The organism is Halomonas cerina (assembly GCF_014192215.1).
GTDB lineage: Bacteria > Pseudomonadota > Gammaproteobacteria > Pseudomonadales > Halomonadaceae > Halomonas > Halomonas cerina.
This window is the reverse complement of record NZ_JACHXP010000020.1, coordinates 11,636-25,779: the sequence shown is the minus strand read 5'-3', so window position 1 is coordinate 25,779 and position 14,144 is coordinate 11,636. Positions and strand designations below refer to the sequence as shown.

Sequence of the window (14,144 nt, the reverse complement as noted above, 5' to 3'; positions counted from 1 at the left end):
GCGCTAGAATCGCCGGCTCCTGTTATCCGGCTCGGAGTCATCGTCACCGCCATGGCCCATCGCATCGCCATCAACGGTTACGGCCGCATCGGCCAGTGCGTGCTGCGTGCCCTCGTGGAGCGCGCCGACCCGCATCTCGAGGTGGTGGCGATCAACGAGCTCTCCGGGCTCGACACCATCGCCTACCTGACCCGCTACGACACCACCCATGGCCGCTTCCCGGGCCGGGTCGAGGTCGAGGGCGACCGCCTGGTGATCGACGGCCGCGCGATCCAGGTGCTCTGCGAGCCGGACCCCGACCGCCTGCCCTGGGCCGCGCTCGGTATCGACCTGGTGCTGGAGTGCTCCGGCAGCTTCAAGGACCGCGCCACCGCCGAGCGGCATCTTGCGGCCGGCGCCGGGCGGCTGCTGTTCTCCCAGCCGGCGGAGAGCGATGTCGACGCCACCATCGTCTCCGGCATCAATGACCAGCGCCTGGCCCCCCACCACCGCATCGTCTCGGCGGCGTCCTGCACCACCAACTGCCTGGTACCGGTGCTCACCGTGCTCGACGAGGCACTGGGTATCGAGCACGGCGTGACGACCACCATCCACTCGGCGATGAACGACCAGCCGGTGATCGACGCCTACCACCAGACCGACCTGCGCCTGACCCGCTCGGCGATGCACTCCATCGTGCCGGTGGACACCGGCCTGTCCCGCGGCATCGACCGCCTGATGCCGCACCTCCACGGGCGTTTCGAGTGCCTGCACATGCGAGTGCCGACGATCAATGTCTCGGCCATGGACCTGTCGCTGTGCGTACTCACCGACACCGACGCCACCACCGTCAACGCCCTGCTGCGCGAGGCCAGCCGGAACCGGCTGGCCGGCCGGCTCGGCTATACCGAGGAGCCCATGGCCTCGGTCGACTTCAACCATGACCCCCGCTCGGGTATCGTGGACGCCACCCAGACCCGGGTGGCCGGTGGCCGCCTGATCAAGCTGCTCTGCTGGTTCGACAACGAGTGGGGCTTCGCCAATCGCATGCTCGACGTCAGCCAACGGCTGGCCGCCTTGCCTTCGGCGCGGCCGGGGGCCGGCGACGACGCCTGACACCCCTTCGGCTTTCCCAGACGAGGAACCTGCTTCCATGAACGTGCACAAGATGACCGACCTCGACCTCCGCGGCCAGCGGGTACTGATCCGCGAGGACCTGAACGTGCCCATCAAGCACGGTCAGGTAACCAGCGACGCCCGCCTCAAGGCCAGCCTGCCAACCATCCGGGCCGCCCTGGAGGCCGGTGCGCGAGTGATGCTGATGAGCCATCTGGGGCGGCCCACCGAGGGCGAGCCGGCCGAGGAATTCTCGCTGGCCCCGGTGGCCAACCGTCTGGGTGAACTGCTGGACCGTCCGGTGCGCTTGGTCAAGGCGTACCTTGACGGCGAGGTCGAGGTCGCCGACGGCGAGGTGGTGCTGCTCGAAAACGTGCGCTTCAACACCGGCGAGAAGCAGGACGACGAAACCCTGGCGAAGCAGTACGCCGCCCTGTGTGACGTCTATGTGATGGACGCCTTCGGCACCGCCCACCGCGCCCAGGCGTCCACCCACGGCGTGGCACGCTTCGCTCCGGCCGCCTGCGCCGGCCCGCTGCTCGCCCGCGAGCTCGAAGCCCTGGAGCAGGCGCTGGCCACGCCGAAGCGACCACTGGTCGCCATCGTCGGCGGCTCCAAGGTCTCCACCAAGCTCGAGGTGCTTAGCGCGCTGTCCGAGAAGTGTGACCAGATGATCGTCGGCGGCGGTATCGCCAACACCTTCATCGCCGCGGCCGGCTATAACGTCGGCAAGTCGCTGCACGAGCGTGAGCTGATCGACCAGGCTAAAGCGCTGATGGATAAGGTCGAAATCCCGCTGCCCAGCGATGTGGTGGTGGCCACCGAGTTCTCCGAGCAGGCCACCGCGGTGGTCAAACCTGTCGATCAGGTGGCCGACGACGAGATGATCCTCGACATCGGCCCCGACACCGCCGGCCGCCTCGGCGGCCTGCTCAAGGACGCCGGCACCATCCTGTGGAATGGCCCGGTGGGCGTGTTCGAGATCGACCAGTTCGGCAAGGGCACCGAGGCGCTGTCGCTGGCCATCGCCGAGAGCGCCGGCTTCTCCATCGCCGGCGGTGGCGATACCCTGGCGGCCATCGACAAGTACGCCATCGCCGATCGCGTCTCCTACATCTCCACCGGCGGCGGCGCCTTCCTCGAGTACGTGGAAGGCAAGACCCTGCCGGCCGTGGCGGCCCTGGAAGCCGCCTATCAGGCCGCCCAGGCCACGTAACCCAAGCGACGCTCAACCCCGATGACCGGCGCGGCCCTCGGCCGCGCCGTCCTTACGTAAAGGTAGGACCATGGCACTGATCAGCATGCGCCAACTGCTGGACCACGCCGCCGAACATGGCTACGGCGTGCCGGCCTTCAACGTCAATAACCTCGAGCAGATGCGCGCCATCATGGAAGCCGCCGACGAGACCGACTCCCCGGTGATCGTGCAGGCCTCCGCCGGCGCCCGCAAGTACGCCGGGGCCCCCTTCCTGCGCCACCTGATCCTCGCCGCGGTCGAGGAGTTCCCGCACATTCCGGTGGTCATGCACCAGGACCACGGCACCAGCCCCGCGGTGTGCCAGCGCTCCATCCAGTTGGGCTTCTCCTCGGTGATGATGGACGGCTCGCTCAAGGAAGACGGCAAGACCCCCGCCGACTACGACTACAACGTCGACGTCACCCAGCGCACCGTCGAGATGGCCCACGCCTGCGGTGTCTCCGTGGAGGGTGAGCTGGGCTGCCTGGGCAGTCTGGAGACCGGCATGGCCGGCGAGGAAGACGGCGTGGGCGCCGAGGGCAAGCTCGACCCTGACCAGCTGCTCACCGATCCGGAAGAGGCCGCCGACTTCGTCAAGGCCACCGGCGTCGATGCCCTGGCCATCGCCATCGGCACCAGCCACGGTGCCTACAAGTTCACCAAGCCACCCACCGGCGACACCCTCTCCATCCAGCGCATCAAGCAGATCCACGAGCGCATCCCCGAGACCCACCTGGTGATGCACGGCTCCTCCTCGGTACCCCAGGAGTGGCTGGAGATCATCAACGAGTTCGGCGGTAAGATCCCCGAAACCTATGGCGTACCGGTCGAGGAGATCGTCGAGGGCATCCGCCACGGCGTGCGCAAGGTCAACGTCGACACCGACCTGCGCCTGGCCTCTACTGGCGCCGTGCGCCGTTTCCTGGCCGAGCACCCGGCCGAGTTCGACCCGCGCAAGTTCCTCAAGGCCTCCGTCGCGGCCATGAAAGACATCTGCAAGGCTCGCTACGAGGCCTTCGGCACCGCCGGCAACGCCTCGAAGATCACCCCGATCAATCTCGAGCAGATGTTCGAGCGCTACGCGCGCGGCGAACTGGATCCGAAGATCCGCTGACCGACGCCGCGCCGAAGCGGCCGGCACGCGCCCATGCTAGCACCGGCAAGACGGCGGCACTCCGCCGTCTTGGCCTTTCCGCCCTCTTCCTTTCCTTGTCCATCGCGGCCGACGACCGGCCTCGGCGGTGAGGGCACGCCCACACAATAATGCTTATGTTGCATTGCAACATAAGCCAACGTATCATTGCCGCCTACAGCATGCCATGTGCACGGCACGCTTCCCCTACTCTCCCTCGGCTCCGGTACCTTCCCATGCTGCCAGCGTCTCTGCTTTATCACGGCGTGCCGATCACCCCCGCCGCGATGGTCGATATGTGGAGGGTCAGCACCATGGCCCTCGAGTTATGGACCACCTCGCTTGAGACGATCGCCATGCGGCACCGGCTCTGGCACACCCTCTCCCCTGCCAGCCCCCGGATGCTGCAGGAAAACCAGCGCATGGTCAGCGAGAAGCTGGAAGCCAGCCTGGAGATCGGTGTCGAACTACACCGGGCGATACTCGGGGCGGTGAATGGACGTCCCACCCCTTGGTGGGTGACGGGTCGCCGCACCCTGGGGCCCCTGCATCGTCGCACCACGGCCAACTCTCACCGGCTCTCCCGCGACCACTGAGGCCTGCAGCGCCCGGCCAGGCTTTCTTCCTGGTCTCACTCAGCACACGTCGCTGTGCCGACCTTGGCACCACCTCACCCAACCCCCGGCCGGATTATCGCCCCAGCCGCCGCAGGGCCCGCCGTCGATGGCCCGAACCGGCGGTCCGGCGCACGGCCTCGCTGCCGGCACGACGTCCCACGACCCGGGCCACGCCCATCAGGATACCGGTGGCTGCCCCCCACAGCAGCGCCTGGCGCCAGCCAACGTCCGGCTCGGCAGGGTTCGCCGGCGGTGCCTCGCCTACCTGTCGACGATACACCTTGGCCGCGCCCTTTCGGGCCATCACCCCGGCGGCCACCGCTGCCGCGGAGCTCGCCAGGGCCCAGAGGGTCTCCTGTTTCATCATCTGCCTCGCCATCCTCGAAGTGACTGGTCGGGCGGAGAGTCGTCCCGTTCTTCACCGTCTGCGCTTCATGCTAGCCCAACAAGCGCCTTGAAACCTGCCGCCCGAGCTACCTAGAGTGAAAGCGTATTCACCCGGGGGAGGTCGAGATGACAGCAAGTACGCTACCACGCTGCCTGGCAGCAACCCTGATGCTCGGCGTGGCCGCCCTGCTGCCGACTATGGTCACCGCACAGACATCCGGCATGGACGGAGACGCCGCAGGCGTGGCGGGCCAGAGCCCACAGGCCGCGACGAAGGACCTGCAGAGCCGGCCCGACCCTGTCGAGCAGGCCCGGCTGGAAACCCGCGAGCAGGCCCCCTTCGGGCGCTATCTCACCGACCAGGACGGCATGAGCCTTTACCTGTTCGAGAAGGACGAACGGCATGGGCAGAACAGCCTCTGCGACCAGACCTGTGCCATCGCCTGGCCGCCCTATGCGTCGAAGCAGCCACCCGAGGCCGGTAAGCACGTCGATGCCGACAAGTTGGGCACTATCACGCGCGAGGACGGCACCCGGCAGGTGACCTATGCAGGCTGGCCACTCTATTACTTCAGCGGCGACAAGGCGGCCGGGGATGCCCTCGGCCAGGATGTCATCCACCTGGGGGCCGAGTGGTATCTGCTGTCTCCCGACGGCGAGAAGATCGAGCAAGGGGAGCGCAAGAATCCCTCCCCCTGACGCGCCCGACCCCGAGGCTCGCCTGATACCCACAGGCGCCTGGCGGTGAGCACCTTGCCGCTGTGGGCCGCGCTGCTGCTGTTTGGCGGCTGCGCCCTGGTCATCGGCGTCGTGGGAACTCGCCTGACCGGGATCGTCGACGACCTGGCGGATCGCACCGGGCTGGGCGAGGCCATCGCCGGCGCCGTGCTGCTGGGCATGGCCACGTCGCTGGCGGGCCTGGTGGTGTCGGTCTCGGCGGCGCTGGCCGACCGACCGACCCTGGCGATGAGCAATGCCCTGGGCGGCATCGCGGTCCAGACCCTGTTTCTGACCATCGCCGACATCCTCCATCGGCGGGCCAACCTGGAGCATGCCGCCGCCTCCCTCGGCAACCTGCTCCAGGGCGGTTTGCTGCTCTGCCTGCTGGCGCTGGTGCTGGTGGGACGCTTCGCTCCAGAGTGGACCCTCTGGCAGGTACATCCGGTCACCCCGCTGCTGGTGATCGTCTACCTGTTCGGCCTGCGCCTGGCAGACCGTAGCCGCGATGACCCCATGTGGCGTCCCGCCCAGACTCGCGACACCCAGCCCGACGTGCCCGAAGCCGGGGCCAGGGAACGTCCGGCAGCGCCCCTCTGGCTGATCTTCATCGGACTGGCGGCGCTGCTTGGCGTCAGCGGCTGGCTGCTCGAGCGCAGTGCCGCGGTCATCGCCGTCGAGACGGGGCTCGGACAGTCGGTGGTCGGGGCCCTGATGACCGCGGTGGTCACCTCGCTGCCGGAACTGGTCACCTCGATCGCGGCGGTACGCCGCGGCGCCCTGACCCTGGCCGTGGCCGGCATCATCGGCGGCAACGCCTTCGACACCCTGTTCGTGGCTGCCTCGGACATCGCCTATCGGGGCGGCTCCATCTATCACGCCATCCCCGACTCGGTCTCGCTATGGGTGGCCCTGTCGCTGCTGATGACCGGCATCCTGCTGGTGGGCATGCTCCACCGCGAACGCCACGGCCCCGCCCATATCGGCTTCGAGAGCGTGGGCATCATGGCCTGTTACCTGGCCGGCGCCCTGGTACTGCTGATGACCGGCGAGGGATGAGGAAAAGGAGGGAGGAAGAAGGTTGCGGGCCCGCCACTAGGAAAACACTGTTCACAAAGTAAGGAAACTGGGCTTTAATGATGGCCAGGACGCTTCGGGTTCTGCAAGACTGACATTATATCCTGATGACCGTATCGTGAGGTCCGGTGATGCCACGCCCCCTCTGCCTGCTGTTCGATTGCGACGGCACCCTGGTCGACAGCGAGCCCCTGCTCGCCGCCGAGATGGAGACCAGTCTGACCGCCGCGGGTCTGCCTTTTCAGGCCAGTGACTATATGGGAGAGTTTCGCGGGGCACGCTTCCGACGCATCGTCGCCGAACTGGAGAGCCGACATGGCGAGGTCGACCCGGACCGGCTCGAGGTGCTGGAACGCGACATGCGCGCCAACCTCAACCGCCGCCTGGCCATCGAGCTCACGCCCATCAACGGGGCCACCGAGGCCCTCGCGGCCCTGGCCAGTCACCCCTTGGGGGTGGTCTCCAACGGCCCGGAAAACAAGATCCGCACCTCGCTTGAGGCCACCGGCCTGTCGGAGGTGTTCGGTGACCACCTGTTCAGTGCCTACACCGCCAATTGCTGGAAACCCGACCCCTGCCTCTATCGCTATGCCGCCGCCGGAATGGGCTATTCGCCCGAGGAGTGTGTGGCCATCGATGACGCCTTGGTCGGTGTGCAGGCCGCCCTGGCCGCCGGCATGACGGTGATCCATCTCAACCGCTTCCCGGATGCGGAGGAGACCCCGGAGGGGGCCATCATGATCAGCAGCATGTTCCAGCTACCTACCGTCATCTCGCGGCTGGAAGCCACCCGCGCCCTGGCGACCTCCCAGGCCTGATCTTCCTGGTCCTGACAAGTCCCCAAGCCAGGTATCTCGTGTCTCGCCCGAAGCCGCTGGACACGCCGAGGATGATGCGGGGGCATTGCCAGACTCATGCCCTAGGAGCCCGTCGCGCTCACGCGGCCGATGATGTCATGGCCGGGGCCGACGACCGTTCGACTTATGCTCGCTTCGATGACGCGTCAGCCTGTCTGCAAGCCATGCGAACACGTACCCGCGCGGTTCATCGACCCCCGTTACGACATACCGAAGCGTATAGGGGTTATGGAGGGTTGCCTGCAGCAACGGCTCTGCCCGATGGACACCGCAGAAGAGAACCTCGTCGCCGACGCCAAGCGAAAAATCCTTGTCCGGCAACATGATCGATTGCCCCGCCCGGCGAACGGCGAGTGCTTCGCAGGGGAGCCCTTCCGGGAAGGAGCGCGCATCGCGACACAGCGCCTCCAACGCCAAGGCCCCCCCGGCATCCAGGTATTCGATCACCGCCGGCGCTTCGCCCGGGACCAGCTTGACCGACCACAGGTGGGGAGGTTCCGCGCCCACGGCCGCCTGCAGACGGGCTACCAGTTCTTTCGTCAGGGCTGGTTCGCGTTCCGCGAGCCAGTCGATCAGCTCCTGGACGAGAGGCGAGATCAGCAGCTTCAGGATCCGGCGCGCTGTTGTCAGGCTGTGCTGGAGGACCAGGTCGGCGCGTGCGGCATCGAACGCGACCTGATTCTCATGACTGTTCTGACGCACGATACGGAACGCCTCCGGATTGAGCTCCGTCACCGCCAACAGCGTACTGAGATTGTCGGAATCGCGATTCGTCGCGGCGACGACCCCGGCCGCGTCGTCAATCCCCGCGGTCATCAAGGCCGAATGATCGGCGTGTGCCTGGACCATGACCGTATCGTCTCCCGCCCCTTTGGCGTCCACTTCCGGATCGATAATACGTACGCCGACGCCATGGGCCTGGAGATAGCGATGGATGCAGTGCCCCATCCGTCCGTACCCGCACAGAATCCAGTTGCCCCGCGGAACCTGTACCGGTACCCCGAGTTGGACGCCGCGTGCCCCCACGAACCACGCATTGAGGTTGTGCAACTGGGGGCGTGCGATCGCCCAGTAGAGGAGTTGGGCGAAGATCTCGAACGGGTTGACGACCGTGACATTGTCCAGCGCGCGCAGATTGGCCTCGTGACGGGCCGAGGTCGAACGACAGATGACCCGGAGCCGTGGATTCAGGTGCCGTGCCATCACCACGATCTTGAGATTGGCGTTGTCATCGTTCGTCAGCGCGACCAAGGCCCGGCAGGCGGGGTGTTCGACACCCGCGGCCAGGAGGTGTTTCGGCGCGCTGGCGTCCGCATGCAGTCCCGGCATCGCGACCGTATAATCGCGCACGCCCAGTGCCTTGATACGTTCCGGGTCGGAATCGAGTATCACAGCGCGCATATAGTGATCGCTCAGGCCCCGAGCCAGCAGACTGCCGGTATCGCCGAAACCGCAAAGGATGACGAAAGGTGCCACGTTGCGTTCGACCTTGCGCGCGAACCGGAACCTATCCATGGCCTGTATGAAATGGGGATTCTGAACCAGGCTAATCAGGGATCCGATCGCATAGAACCACGCGATGACGCCGGTATAAAGGCAGAAGATGGTCCACAGGCGCTGCTCGTCACTGAAGCCATCCGGCAGTTCGCCGAAACCGGTCGTGGTCGCCGTGTAGGTAAAGAAATAGAAGGCGTGGAAGAGATTCATGTACGTCGTCTCACCATCGACGACCCGGCCTGGCACCAGGGCCATGCCCATGATGCCCACCGAATACACGAACAGCAGCGCGAACAGCGGCCGGCGCATATAGCGCAGGACGATCATCGCCACACGATCGAGATCGGAGGTCTGCGTCACGCGTTCACCCCTCCTTCTGCCTGTCCCCGATCGCGGCCGCCATGCTGAACCGGTCCGCGCCGTGCTAGCGCCGCGAGAGCAGCGTATCGCCCACCAGGATCACCGCCGCGACAATGTTCGCGACCAGCGCTCCCGTTGCGATCGAGACGATATCGGCCATGTCTTCAGGCCTCAGTCCCCCCCCGCCACCGGGTTCTGCGACGATCCAGACAACGCGCGCCGTGATCAGCAGCAGGCCGGCAACCAGGCCGGACGCCAGCAGCAACGCCCCGGTCTGCGAGCGATCCCCCAGTTTCAGGCCGATCGCGACCAGATTGACGATGATGGCGAGCGTAAGAATCCAGACATTGTGGTGGGCGGGTGCCTCGAGACCACCCGCGACGAACGCGTAATTGAGGCTCAGGGTAAGGACGATAAAAAAGCCGAATACGACGCGTTCGAGATTCACGGGCCTGCTCCTGACCGGGACGCGCCGTCAGTATAGGCATGAGCCTTCGGTGACCGCGAACGCCACGCCGTGATGGGCCCGGGTAGCGACTGGATTTCGGCATCCGGCGTGTCCCGGGCTCGCCGAGGTGATGTCGTCCAGCCTGACCGACACCGGCCAGCCCCTCCCGCCACACCACCTGCGGACAGCTGCCGCGGATGCAGACCACCGATGGCGAGGCTATCATCGCCCGGACACTCTACGAACGCGAGGAGGCCGACATGGCATCCCTCAAGGACCAGCTCAGTGGCCTGGTCTACTCCACCGAGCACGGCGACCTGTGCCCCGACTGTGGCTACCCCATCGCTGACTGCCGCTGCGCCGAGGCGGCCGAGGAGGCTCGCCTGGCGGGCCTGGACGGCATCGTGCGGCTGCGCCGCGAGACCAAGGGACGCAAGGGCAAGGGGGTGACCCTGGTCGAGGGCGTGCCACTCAAGGCCGACGACCTCAAGATCCTGGCCAAGGCCCTCAAGAAGCGCTGTGGCACCGGTGGCGCTCTCAAGGCAGGGGTGATCGAGATCCAGGGCGACCAACGCGAGCTGCTCAAGGCCGAACTCGAGTCTCGTGGCTACACGGTCAAGCTGGCCGGCGGCTGAGCGCTGCGCCGTCCCCGGCCTCCAGCCTCTCGCACAGCGTTCCCAGGGCCTCCGCCGGGGCCTGGACCTTGAACGTATAGAGGTCATCGGCCCGGGTGCGCCCCCGGTTCAGACAGGCGATCGGCTGGCCATGGCGTGCCGCGGCACGCGCGAAGCGATAGCCCGAGAACACCATCAGCGAGGAGCCCACCACCAACAGGGCATCGCTGTCGGCCAACAGCGCGAAGGCGTCCTCCACCACCGCGCGCGGCACGCTGTCGCCGAAGAACACCACATCGGGCTTCCAGATGCCGTCGCCGCAGCGCATGCAGGTCGGCACCCGAAAGGTGGAGAAGTTGGTCTCTAGGTCGGCGTCGCCGTCGGGCCCCACCTCGGCCCGAGCGGCCAGCCAGGTGGGGTTGCGGGCCTCGAGGTCGGCATGCAGGGCGTCGCGCCGGCGCCGCGCGCCACAGCCCATGCAGCGCACCACATCGGCCCGCCCGTGGAGGTCGATGACCCGTCGCGAGCCGGCCCGCTGGTGCAGGCCGTCGACGTTCTGGGTGATGACCCCGGTGACGTGTCCCAGCGCCTCGAGCCGCGCCAGGGCCCGGTGAGCCGGGTTGGGCGCCGCTTCCTGCAAGGTTCGAAAGCCGATCAGCGCCCGGGCCCAGTAGCGCTGGCGCGCCGCGTGGCTTGCCATGAACACCTGGTGCTGCATGGGCGGTGGACGCTTCCAGTCCCCTCGGTCGTCACGGTAGTCGGGGATCCCGCTGGCGGTACTCACGCCCGCCCCGGTGAGCACCGCCAGCCGCGGATGGGCGGTGATGAAGGCCGCCAGGGCCCCCAGGTCGTGCTCCATTGCGGTCTCAGCCTGCTGCATGCCCTGCTCCTCGCCGAACGCCACACGACCAAAGAGCATGGCCCCCAGGGGGCCGGGTTGTCTAGAATAGGCCGGTCTCCCTGAGGGCAAGGACTGCCGATGGCCTGGCTGGAATACCTGCTTCCCCTGATCTTTTTGTTTCCCCTCGCCGCGACCGCCGTGATCGTGCTGGTCCTGCGCCACCTGCACGATGCCCGGGTGCGCTCGCCCTTTGATGCCCACCGCCTGCGCGAACCGGGCCAGGCCCTGCGTGATCGCCTCGATCGCGCCTTTGCCGGGCTCTTCCTCAACGGGGCACTGGGCCCCATCGTCACCCTGGCCCCACTGGTCTACGGCATGGGCCGGATGCTGTTCTCGAGCCGTCATGACTGGCTCGAGTGGGCCCTCTACGGGGCCCTGAGCACCCTGCTGGTGCTGCTGTTCTGCCTGCGGTTGATCCGCGACTTCCAGCGCATCCGCCGCCTCAAGCTGGGCCTGGCCTGCGAGCTGGCCGTGGGCCAGGAGTTGGAACGTCTGATCCGCCCCGAGGCCCACCCCTACGTTGTCTTCCACGACCTGCCCGGCGACACCGCCACCCTCGATCACGTGGCCGTCACGCCCCATGGGGTGTTCGTGGTCGAGACCCGCGCCCGCACGCCGGCCATCGGCCCCGACGGCCGCGAGATCGCCCGGGTCACCGTGGAGCCGGAGCGGCTGCGCTTTCCTGGCTGGAGCGAGCGCCAGCCCCAGCGCAAGACCCGTCAGGTCACCCGTTGGCTGGCCGAGTGGCTGGAGGCGCAGGTCGGGCGGCCGGTGCCGGTGAAGGGGGTGCTGGCGCTACCCGGCTGGGACGTCGAGGAAGGCGAAACCGAAGGTGACCTGCTGGTGGTCAGCGGCGAGGCCCTGGCGCGGCGGCTCGCCGCCTGCCGGCCGGGACGCCTCGATAAGGCCACCCACGATGCGGTGATCGCGGCCCTTCACCAGCGGGCCTCGCTGATGCAGAGTATGTCTCTCGCCGCCCCCGAGATCTGAGGCGCGCCAACCGGCTCAATCGAAGTCCGCGATGCGCACCCGGCCGGCGCAGCGGCCGCGCCCCAGCCGCACCAGGCTGTCGGCGGCCGGGAAGTCACCGAGCGCCTCGGCGTCGATGCCGAGGCGTATCTCGGTGAGCAGGCGATGGCCACGCCCGCCGCACTCCAGGCGCAGCGCCCGCCCGGTCCCCGTGCCGAAGGCCGCCTCGAAGGCATGGATCAGGTCGTTGCGCGCCACCTCCCCGCCCCGGTGGATCATCAGGTAGTCGACGAAGGCACTGGCGTTGACCCGCTCGACTAGGGTCACCGCGGCGGCGAAGTAGTCCGTCTCGGGCAGCGACAGGCAGGCGGCATGCTTGGCGAACTGGTAGCGGTCCAGGCAGCTGGCCCGCCCCGGCATGGCCGCGTCCAGGGCCTCGCCCAGTGCCTTCGATAGCGCGAGGGGCGGATGGGCCCGACAGAAGCCCCCGTCGGGCTGGGGCTGCTCGAGGAAGCAGCCTTCCCGCCACCAGCGGCGCCGGTCGGTGCCTCGCCCCCGAAACCGCGACGGCAACGACGGCCACAGGCCATGCAGCACGAACCCCTCCTCGGCCCCGTGGCGCAGGGCCGGCTCCCGGCACTCCCGTGGCGGTCGGCTACGGCTCTCACAGAAGCCCGGGTGCCAGGTCAACGCCAGGGTATAGTGGGCGAAGCCGTCGCGCTCCAGCCGCTCCAGGGAAGGCTCGGCGCTAGCCAGGCCGGCCCCGCCCAGCAGCCACGCCACGGCCAGCCACAGCGCTGCAAGGCCCCTTGCCGCGCGCCATCCCCGTCGGCGCTCATCGCCTGCTGCCACCACGGCTCTTCCTCCTCCTGCGATGATCCCTAGCGCTCGCCCCGCAGGCGCCCGCCCATCTCCTGGGCCAGGTCCACGGCATAGTGGTCGGTCATGCCACCGATGAAGTCGAGCATGCGCCGGTAGCTGTCGTAGAGCGACCAGGAGGGACGCGGGGTATTCTCGCCGATCAGCGCCAACACCCGCTGGTGCTTGAAGCTCGAGCGCCCGTGATGGTGCAGCTCGAAGGCGGCGCCGATGAAGGCCTCGAGCAGGATGCCCAGCGTCGTGTAGGCGCCGATCTCCAGCTTGGCCTTGCGCTCGTTCTGAAAGATACGCTGGCGGGCCAGCTGCTTGGCGGCCTTCACCCCCCAGTCCAGATCCGGGTGGCAGAGCTCCAGCAGGTCGCGCTCCAGGGTGCCGCCGAGCAGCGCCGCCTCGTGCTGCACGAACACTCGGCCCACGTCGTTAACCGCCCGCTCCATGGCCGCGCCCCGCAGGGCGGCGATGCGCCGCCGCTGGGAGACCCCGCCGGCCTGCATGGCGGCATAGTCGGCCGGCTCACCGCCGGCGATCTGGGTCAGGATCTCGGCCACCTCATCGAAGCGCAGGATGCCCATCTCCAGGCCATCCTCCAGGTCGAGCAGGGCGTAGCAGATGTCGTCGGCGGCCTCCACCAGCCAGGCCAGTGGGTGCCGGCACCAGCGGCCCGGCCCCCGAGCCAGCAGGCCCAAGTGCTCGGCGACCTCACCGAGCAGCCCCGCCTCACTCTGGTAGCAACCGTACTTGCCGGCGCTCCCGCCATGGGCCACCGTCCAGGGGTACTTGAGCAGCGTGCCCAGGGTGGCCGTGGTGAGGCGCATCCCGCCGCGGAACTGGTTGTACTCGATCTGGGTGACGATACGAAACCCCTGGGCATTGCCCTCGTAGGTCAGCAGGTCCTCGCGCTCGAGGGCCGAGAGCCCCTCGAGAAAGCCATGGCCGTCCGCCTCGGCGCGCTTGAACCAGTCGCGAATGGCATATTCCCCGGCATGGCCGAACGGTGGGTTGCCGATATCGTGCCCCAGGCAGGCCGCCTGGACGATGACGCCGAGATCGGCGGGCGTGATCCAGGCCGGCAGCCGTGGCCGCAGCAGCTCGCCGACGCTCATGCCCAGCGAACGGCCAACGCAGCCCACCTCCAGCGAGTGGGTCAACCGGGTATGGATATGGTCGTTGTCGGTCAGCGGGTGCACCTGGGTCTTGCGCCCCAGGCGACGGAAGGAGCCGGCAAAGACGATCCGGTCGTGGTCCTTGTGGAAGGGGCTGCGCCCGATCTCGTCGCGACCGCCCTCACGGCCGTCGCGGGTATCGTGAAGCCGGCCCGGATCGAGCAGCCGCTCCCAGCTCATCTGCATCATGGGCG

At 67.8% G+C, this 14,144-nt stretch carries 15 protein-coding genes; 9 read left to right on the top strand and 6 right to left on the bottom strand.

Features of this window, described 5'->3' with window-relative positions; genetic code table 11:
- The first annotated feature begins 51 nt into the window (after positions 1-51).
- The 4 genes from FHR94_RS16210 (at position 52) to FHR94_RS16195 (ending at position 4,060) form a co-directional block, all read left to right on the top strand.
- Positions 52-1,095, top strand: coding sequence for a type I glyceraldehyde-3-phosphate dehydrogenase (locus tag FHR94_RS16210; RefSeq protein ID WP_183327188.1), 1,044 nt, complete (start codon positions 52-54; stop codon positions 1,093-1,095).
- Between the two features lie 37 nt (positions 1,096-1,132).
- A complete protein-coding gene (locus FHR94_RS16205; protein ID WP_183327186.1) occupies positions 1,133-2,311 on the top strand; it encodes a phosphoglycerate kinase in 1,179 nt (392 codons plus the stop codon).
- A 70-nt stretch (positions 2,312-2,381) separates the two neighbouring features.
- Positions 2,382-3,446, top strand: a complete 1,065-nt coding sequence (fba, locus tag FHR94_RS16200) for a class II fructose-bisphosphate aldolase (protein ID WP_183327184.1) — start codon at positions 2,382-2,384, stop codon at positions 3,444-3,446.
- A gap of 332 nt (positions 3,447-3,778) precedes the next feature.
- On the top strand, positions 3,779-4,060 hold the full coding sequence (locus FHR94_RS16195) for a hypothetical protein (RefSeq protein ID WP_246390014.1): 282 nt from the start codon (positions 3,779-3,781) through the stop codon (positions 4,058-4,060).
- Positions 4,061-4,154: 94 nt separating this feature from the next.
- Here the strand turns inward: FHR94_RS16195 and FHR94_RS16190 are convergent, their stop codons facing one another.
- Positions 4,155-4,445: a DUF4235 domain-containing protein gene (locus FHR94_RS16190; protein WP_183327182.1), complete on the bottom strand. Its 291-nt coding sequence runs from the start codon at positions 4,443-4,445 to the stop codon at positions 4,155-4,157.
- 149 nt (positions 4,446-4,594) lie between these two features.
- On the opposite strand from FHR94_RS16190, the gene FHR94_RS16185 reads away from it, so the two are divergent.
- The 3 genes from FHR94_RS16185 to FHR94_RS16175 all read left to right on the top strand — a co-directional run bounded on the left by FHR94_RS16185 (position 4,595) and on the right by FHR94_RS16175 (position 7,080).
- Positions 4,595-5,167, top strand: a complete 573-nt coding sequence (locus tag FHR94_RS16185) for a COG4315 family predicted lipoprotein (RefSeq protein ID WP_183327180.1) — start codon at positions 4,595-4,597, stop codon at positions 5,165-5,167.
- Between the two features lie 45 nt (positions 5,168-5,212).
- Positions 5,213-6,244 carry a sodium:calcium antiporter gene (locus FHR94_RS16180; protein ID WP_343064678.1) on the top strand — a complete coding sequence of 344 codons (1,032 nt, stop codon included), beginning with the start codon at positions 5,213-5,215 and terminating at the stop codon, positions 6,242-6,244.
- Between the two features lie 149 nt (positions 6,245-6,393).
- A complete protein-coding gene (locus tag FHR94_RS16175) occupies positions 6,394-7,080 on the top strand; it encodes an HAD family hydrolase (RefSeq protein ID WP_183327178.1) in 687 nt (228 codons plus the stop codon).
- Between the two features lie 135 nt (positions 7,081-7,215).
- On the opposite strand, the gene FHR94_RS16170 is transcribed toward FHR94_RS16175, so the two are convergent.
- Both FHR94_RS16170 and FHR94_RS16165 read right to left on the bottom strand, forming a co-directional pair.
- The gene (locus FHR94_RS16170) at positions 7,216-8,976 is read right to left on the bottom strand and encodes an NAD-binding protein (RefSeq protein ID WP_183327176.1); all 1,761 of its coding nucleotides are present in this window, start codon (positions 8,974-8,976) and stop codon (positions 7,216-7,218) included.
- 64 nt (positions 8,977-9,040) lie between these two features.
- On the bottom strand, positions 9,041-9,424 hold the full coding sequence (locus FHR94_RS16165; RefSeq protein WP_183327174.1) for a DUF6394 family protein: 384 nt from the start codon (positions 9,422-9,424) through the stop codon (positions 9,041-9,043).
- Between the two features lie 260 nt (positions 9,425-9,684).
- On the opposite strand from FHR94_RS16165, the gene FHR94_RS16160 reads away from it, so the two are divergent.
- The gene (locus FHR94_RS16160) at positions 9,685-10,059 is read left to right on the top strand and encodes a translation initiation factor Sui1 (RefSeq protein ID WP_183327257.1); all 375 of its coding nucleotides are present in this window, start codon (positions 9,685-9,687) and stop codon (positions 10,057-10,059) included.
- Here the strand turns inward: FHR94_RS16160 and FHR94_RS16155 are convergent.
- Positions 10,040-10,918, bottom strand: a complete 879-nt coding sequence (locus FHR94_RS16155) for an NAD-dependent protein deacetylase (RefSeq protein ID WP_183327172.1) — start codon at positions 10,916-10,918, stop codon at positions 10,040-10,042. The two genes, FHR94_RS16160 and FHR94_RS16155, sit on opposite strands and share 20 nt — an antisense overlap.
- 99 nt (positions 10,919-11,017) lie before the next feature.
- On the opposite strand from FHR94_RS16155, the gene FHR94_RS16150 reads away from it, so the two are divergent.
- Positions 11,018-11,929, top strand: coding sequence for a nuclease-related domain-containing protein (locus FHR94_RS16150; RefSeq protein WP_183327170.1), 912 nt, complete (start codon positions 11,018-11,020; stop codon positions 11,927-11,929).
- A gap of 15 nt (positions 11,930-11,944) precedes the next feature.
- On the opposite strand, the gene FHR94_RS16145 is transcribed toward FHR94_RS16150, so the two are convergent.
- Together FHR94_RS16145 and FHR94_RS16140 are read right to left on the bottom strand one after the other, a co-directional pair.
- On the bottom strand, positions 11,945-12,760 hold the full coding sequence (locus tag FHR94_RS16145; protein ID WP_343064677.1) for a ribonuclease T2 family protein: 816 nt from the start codon (positions 12,758-12,760) through the stop codon (positions 11,945-11,947).
- A 29-nt stretch (positions 12,761-12,789) separates the two neighbouring features.
- The gene (locus FHR94_RS16140) at positions 12,790-14,139 is read right to left on the bottom strand and encodes a deoxyguanosinetriphosphate triphosphohydrolase (RefSeq protein WP_183327168.1); all 1,350 of its coding nucleotides are present in this window, start codon (positions 14,137-14,139) and stop codon (positions 12,790-12,792) included.
- Positions 14,140-14,144: the final 5 nt, after the last annotated feature.

Coding starts and splice junctions, on each gene's coding strand:
- FHR94_RS16210 (WP_183327188.1), top strand. CDS start 52: ATGGCCCATCGCATCGCCATCAACGGTTACGGCCGCATCGGCCAGTGC.
- FHR94_RS16205 (WP_183327186.1), top strand. CDS start 1,133: ATGAACGTGCACAAGATGACCGACCTCGACCTCCGCGGCCAGCGGGTA.
- fba (WP_183327184.1), top strand. CDS start 2,382: ATGGCACTGATCAGCATGCGCCAACTGCTGGACCACGCCGCCGAACAT.
- FHR94_RS16195 (WP_246390014.1), top strand. CDS start 3,779: ATGGCCCTCGAGTTATGGACCACCTCGCTTGAGACGATCGCCATGCGG.
- FHR94_RS16190 (WP_183327182.1), bottom strand. CDS start 4,445: ATGAAACAGGAGACCCTCTGGGCCCTGGCGAGCTCCGCGGCAGCGGTG.
- FHR94_RS16185 (WP_183327180.1), top strand. CDS start 4,595: ATGACAGCAAGTACGCTACCACGCTGCCTGGCAGCAACCCTGATGCTC.
- FHR94_RS16175 (WP_183327178.1), top strand. CDS start 6,394: ATGCCACGCCCCCTCTGCCTGCTGTTCGATTGCGACGGCACCCTGGTC.
- FHR94_RS16160 (WP_183327257.1), top strand. CDS start 9,685: ATGGCATCCCTCAAGGACCAGCTCAGTGGCCTGGTCTACTCCACCGAG.
- FHR94_RS16155 (WP_183327172.1), bottom strand. CDS start 10,918: ATGCAGCAGGCTGAGACCGCAATGGAGCACGACCTGGGGGCCCTGGCG.
- FHR94_RS16150 (WP_183327170.1), top strand. CDS start 11,018: ATGGCCTGGCTGGAATACCTGCTTCCCCTGATCTTTTTGTTTCCCCTC.
- FHR94_RS16140 (WP_183327168.1), bottom strand. CDS start 14,139: ATGATGCAGATGAGCTGGGAGCGGCTGCTCGATCCGGGCCGGCTTCAC.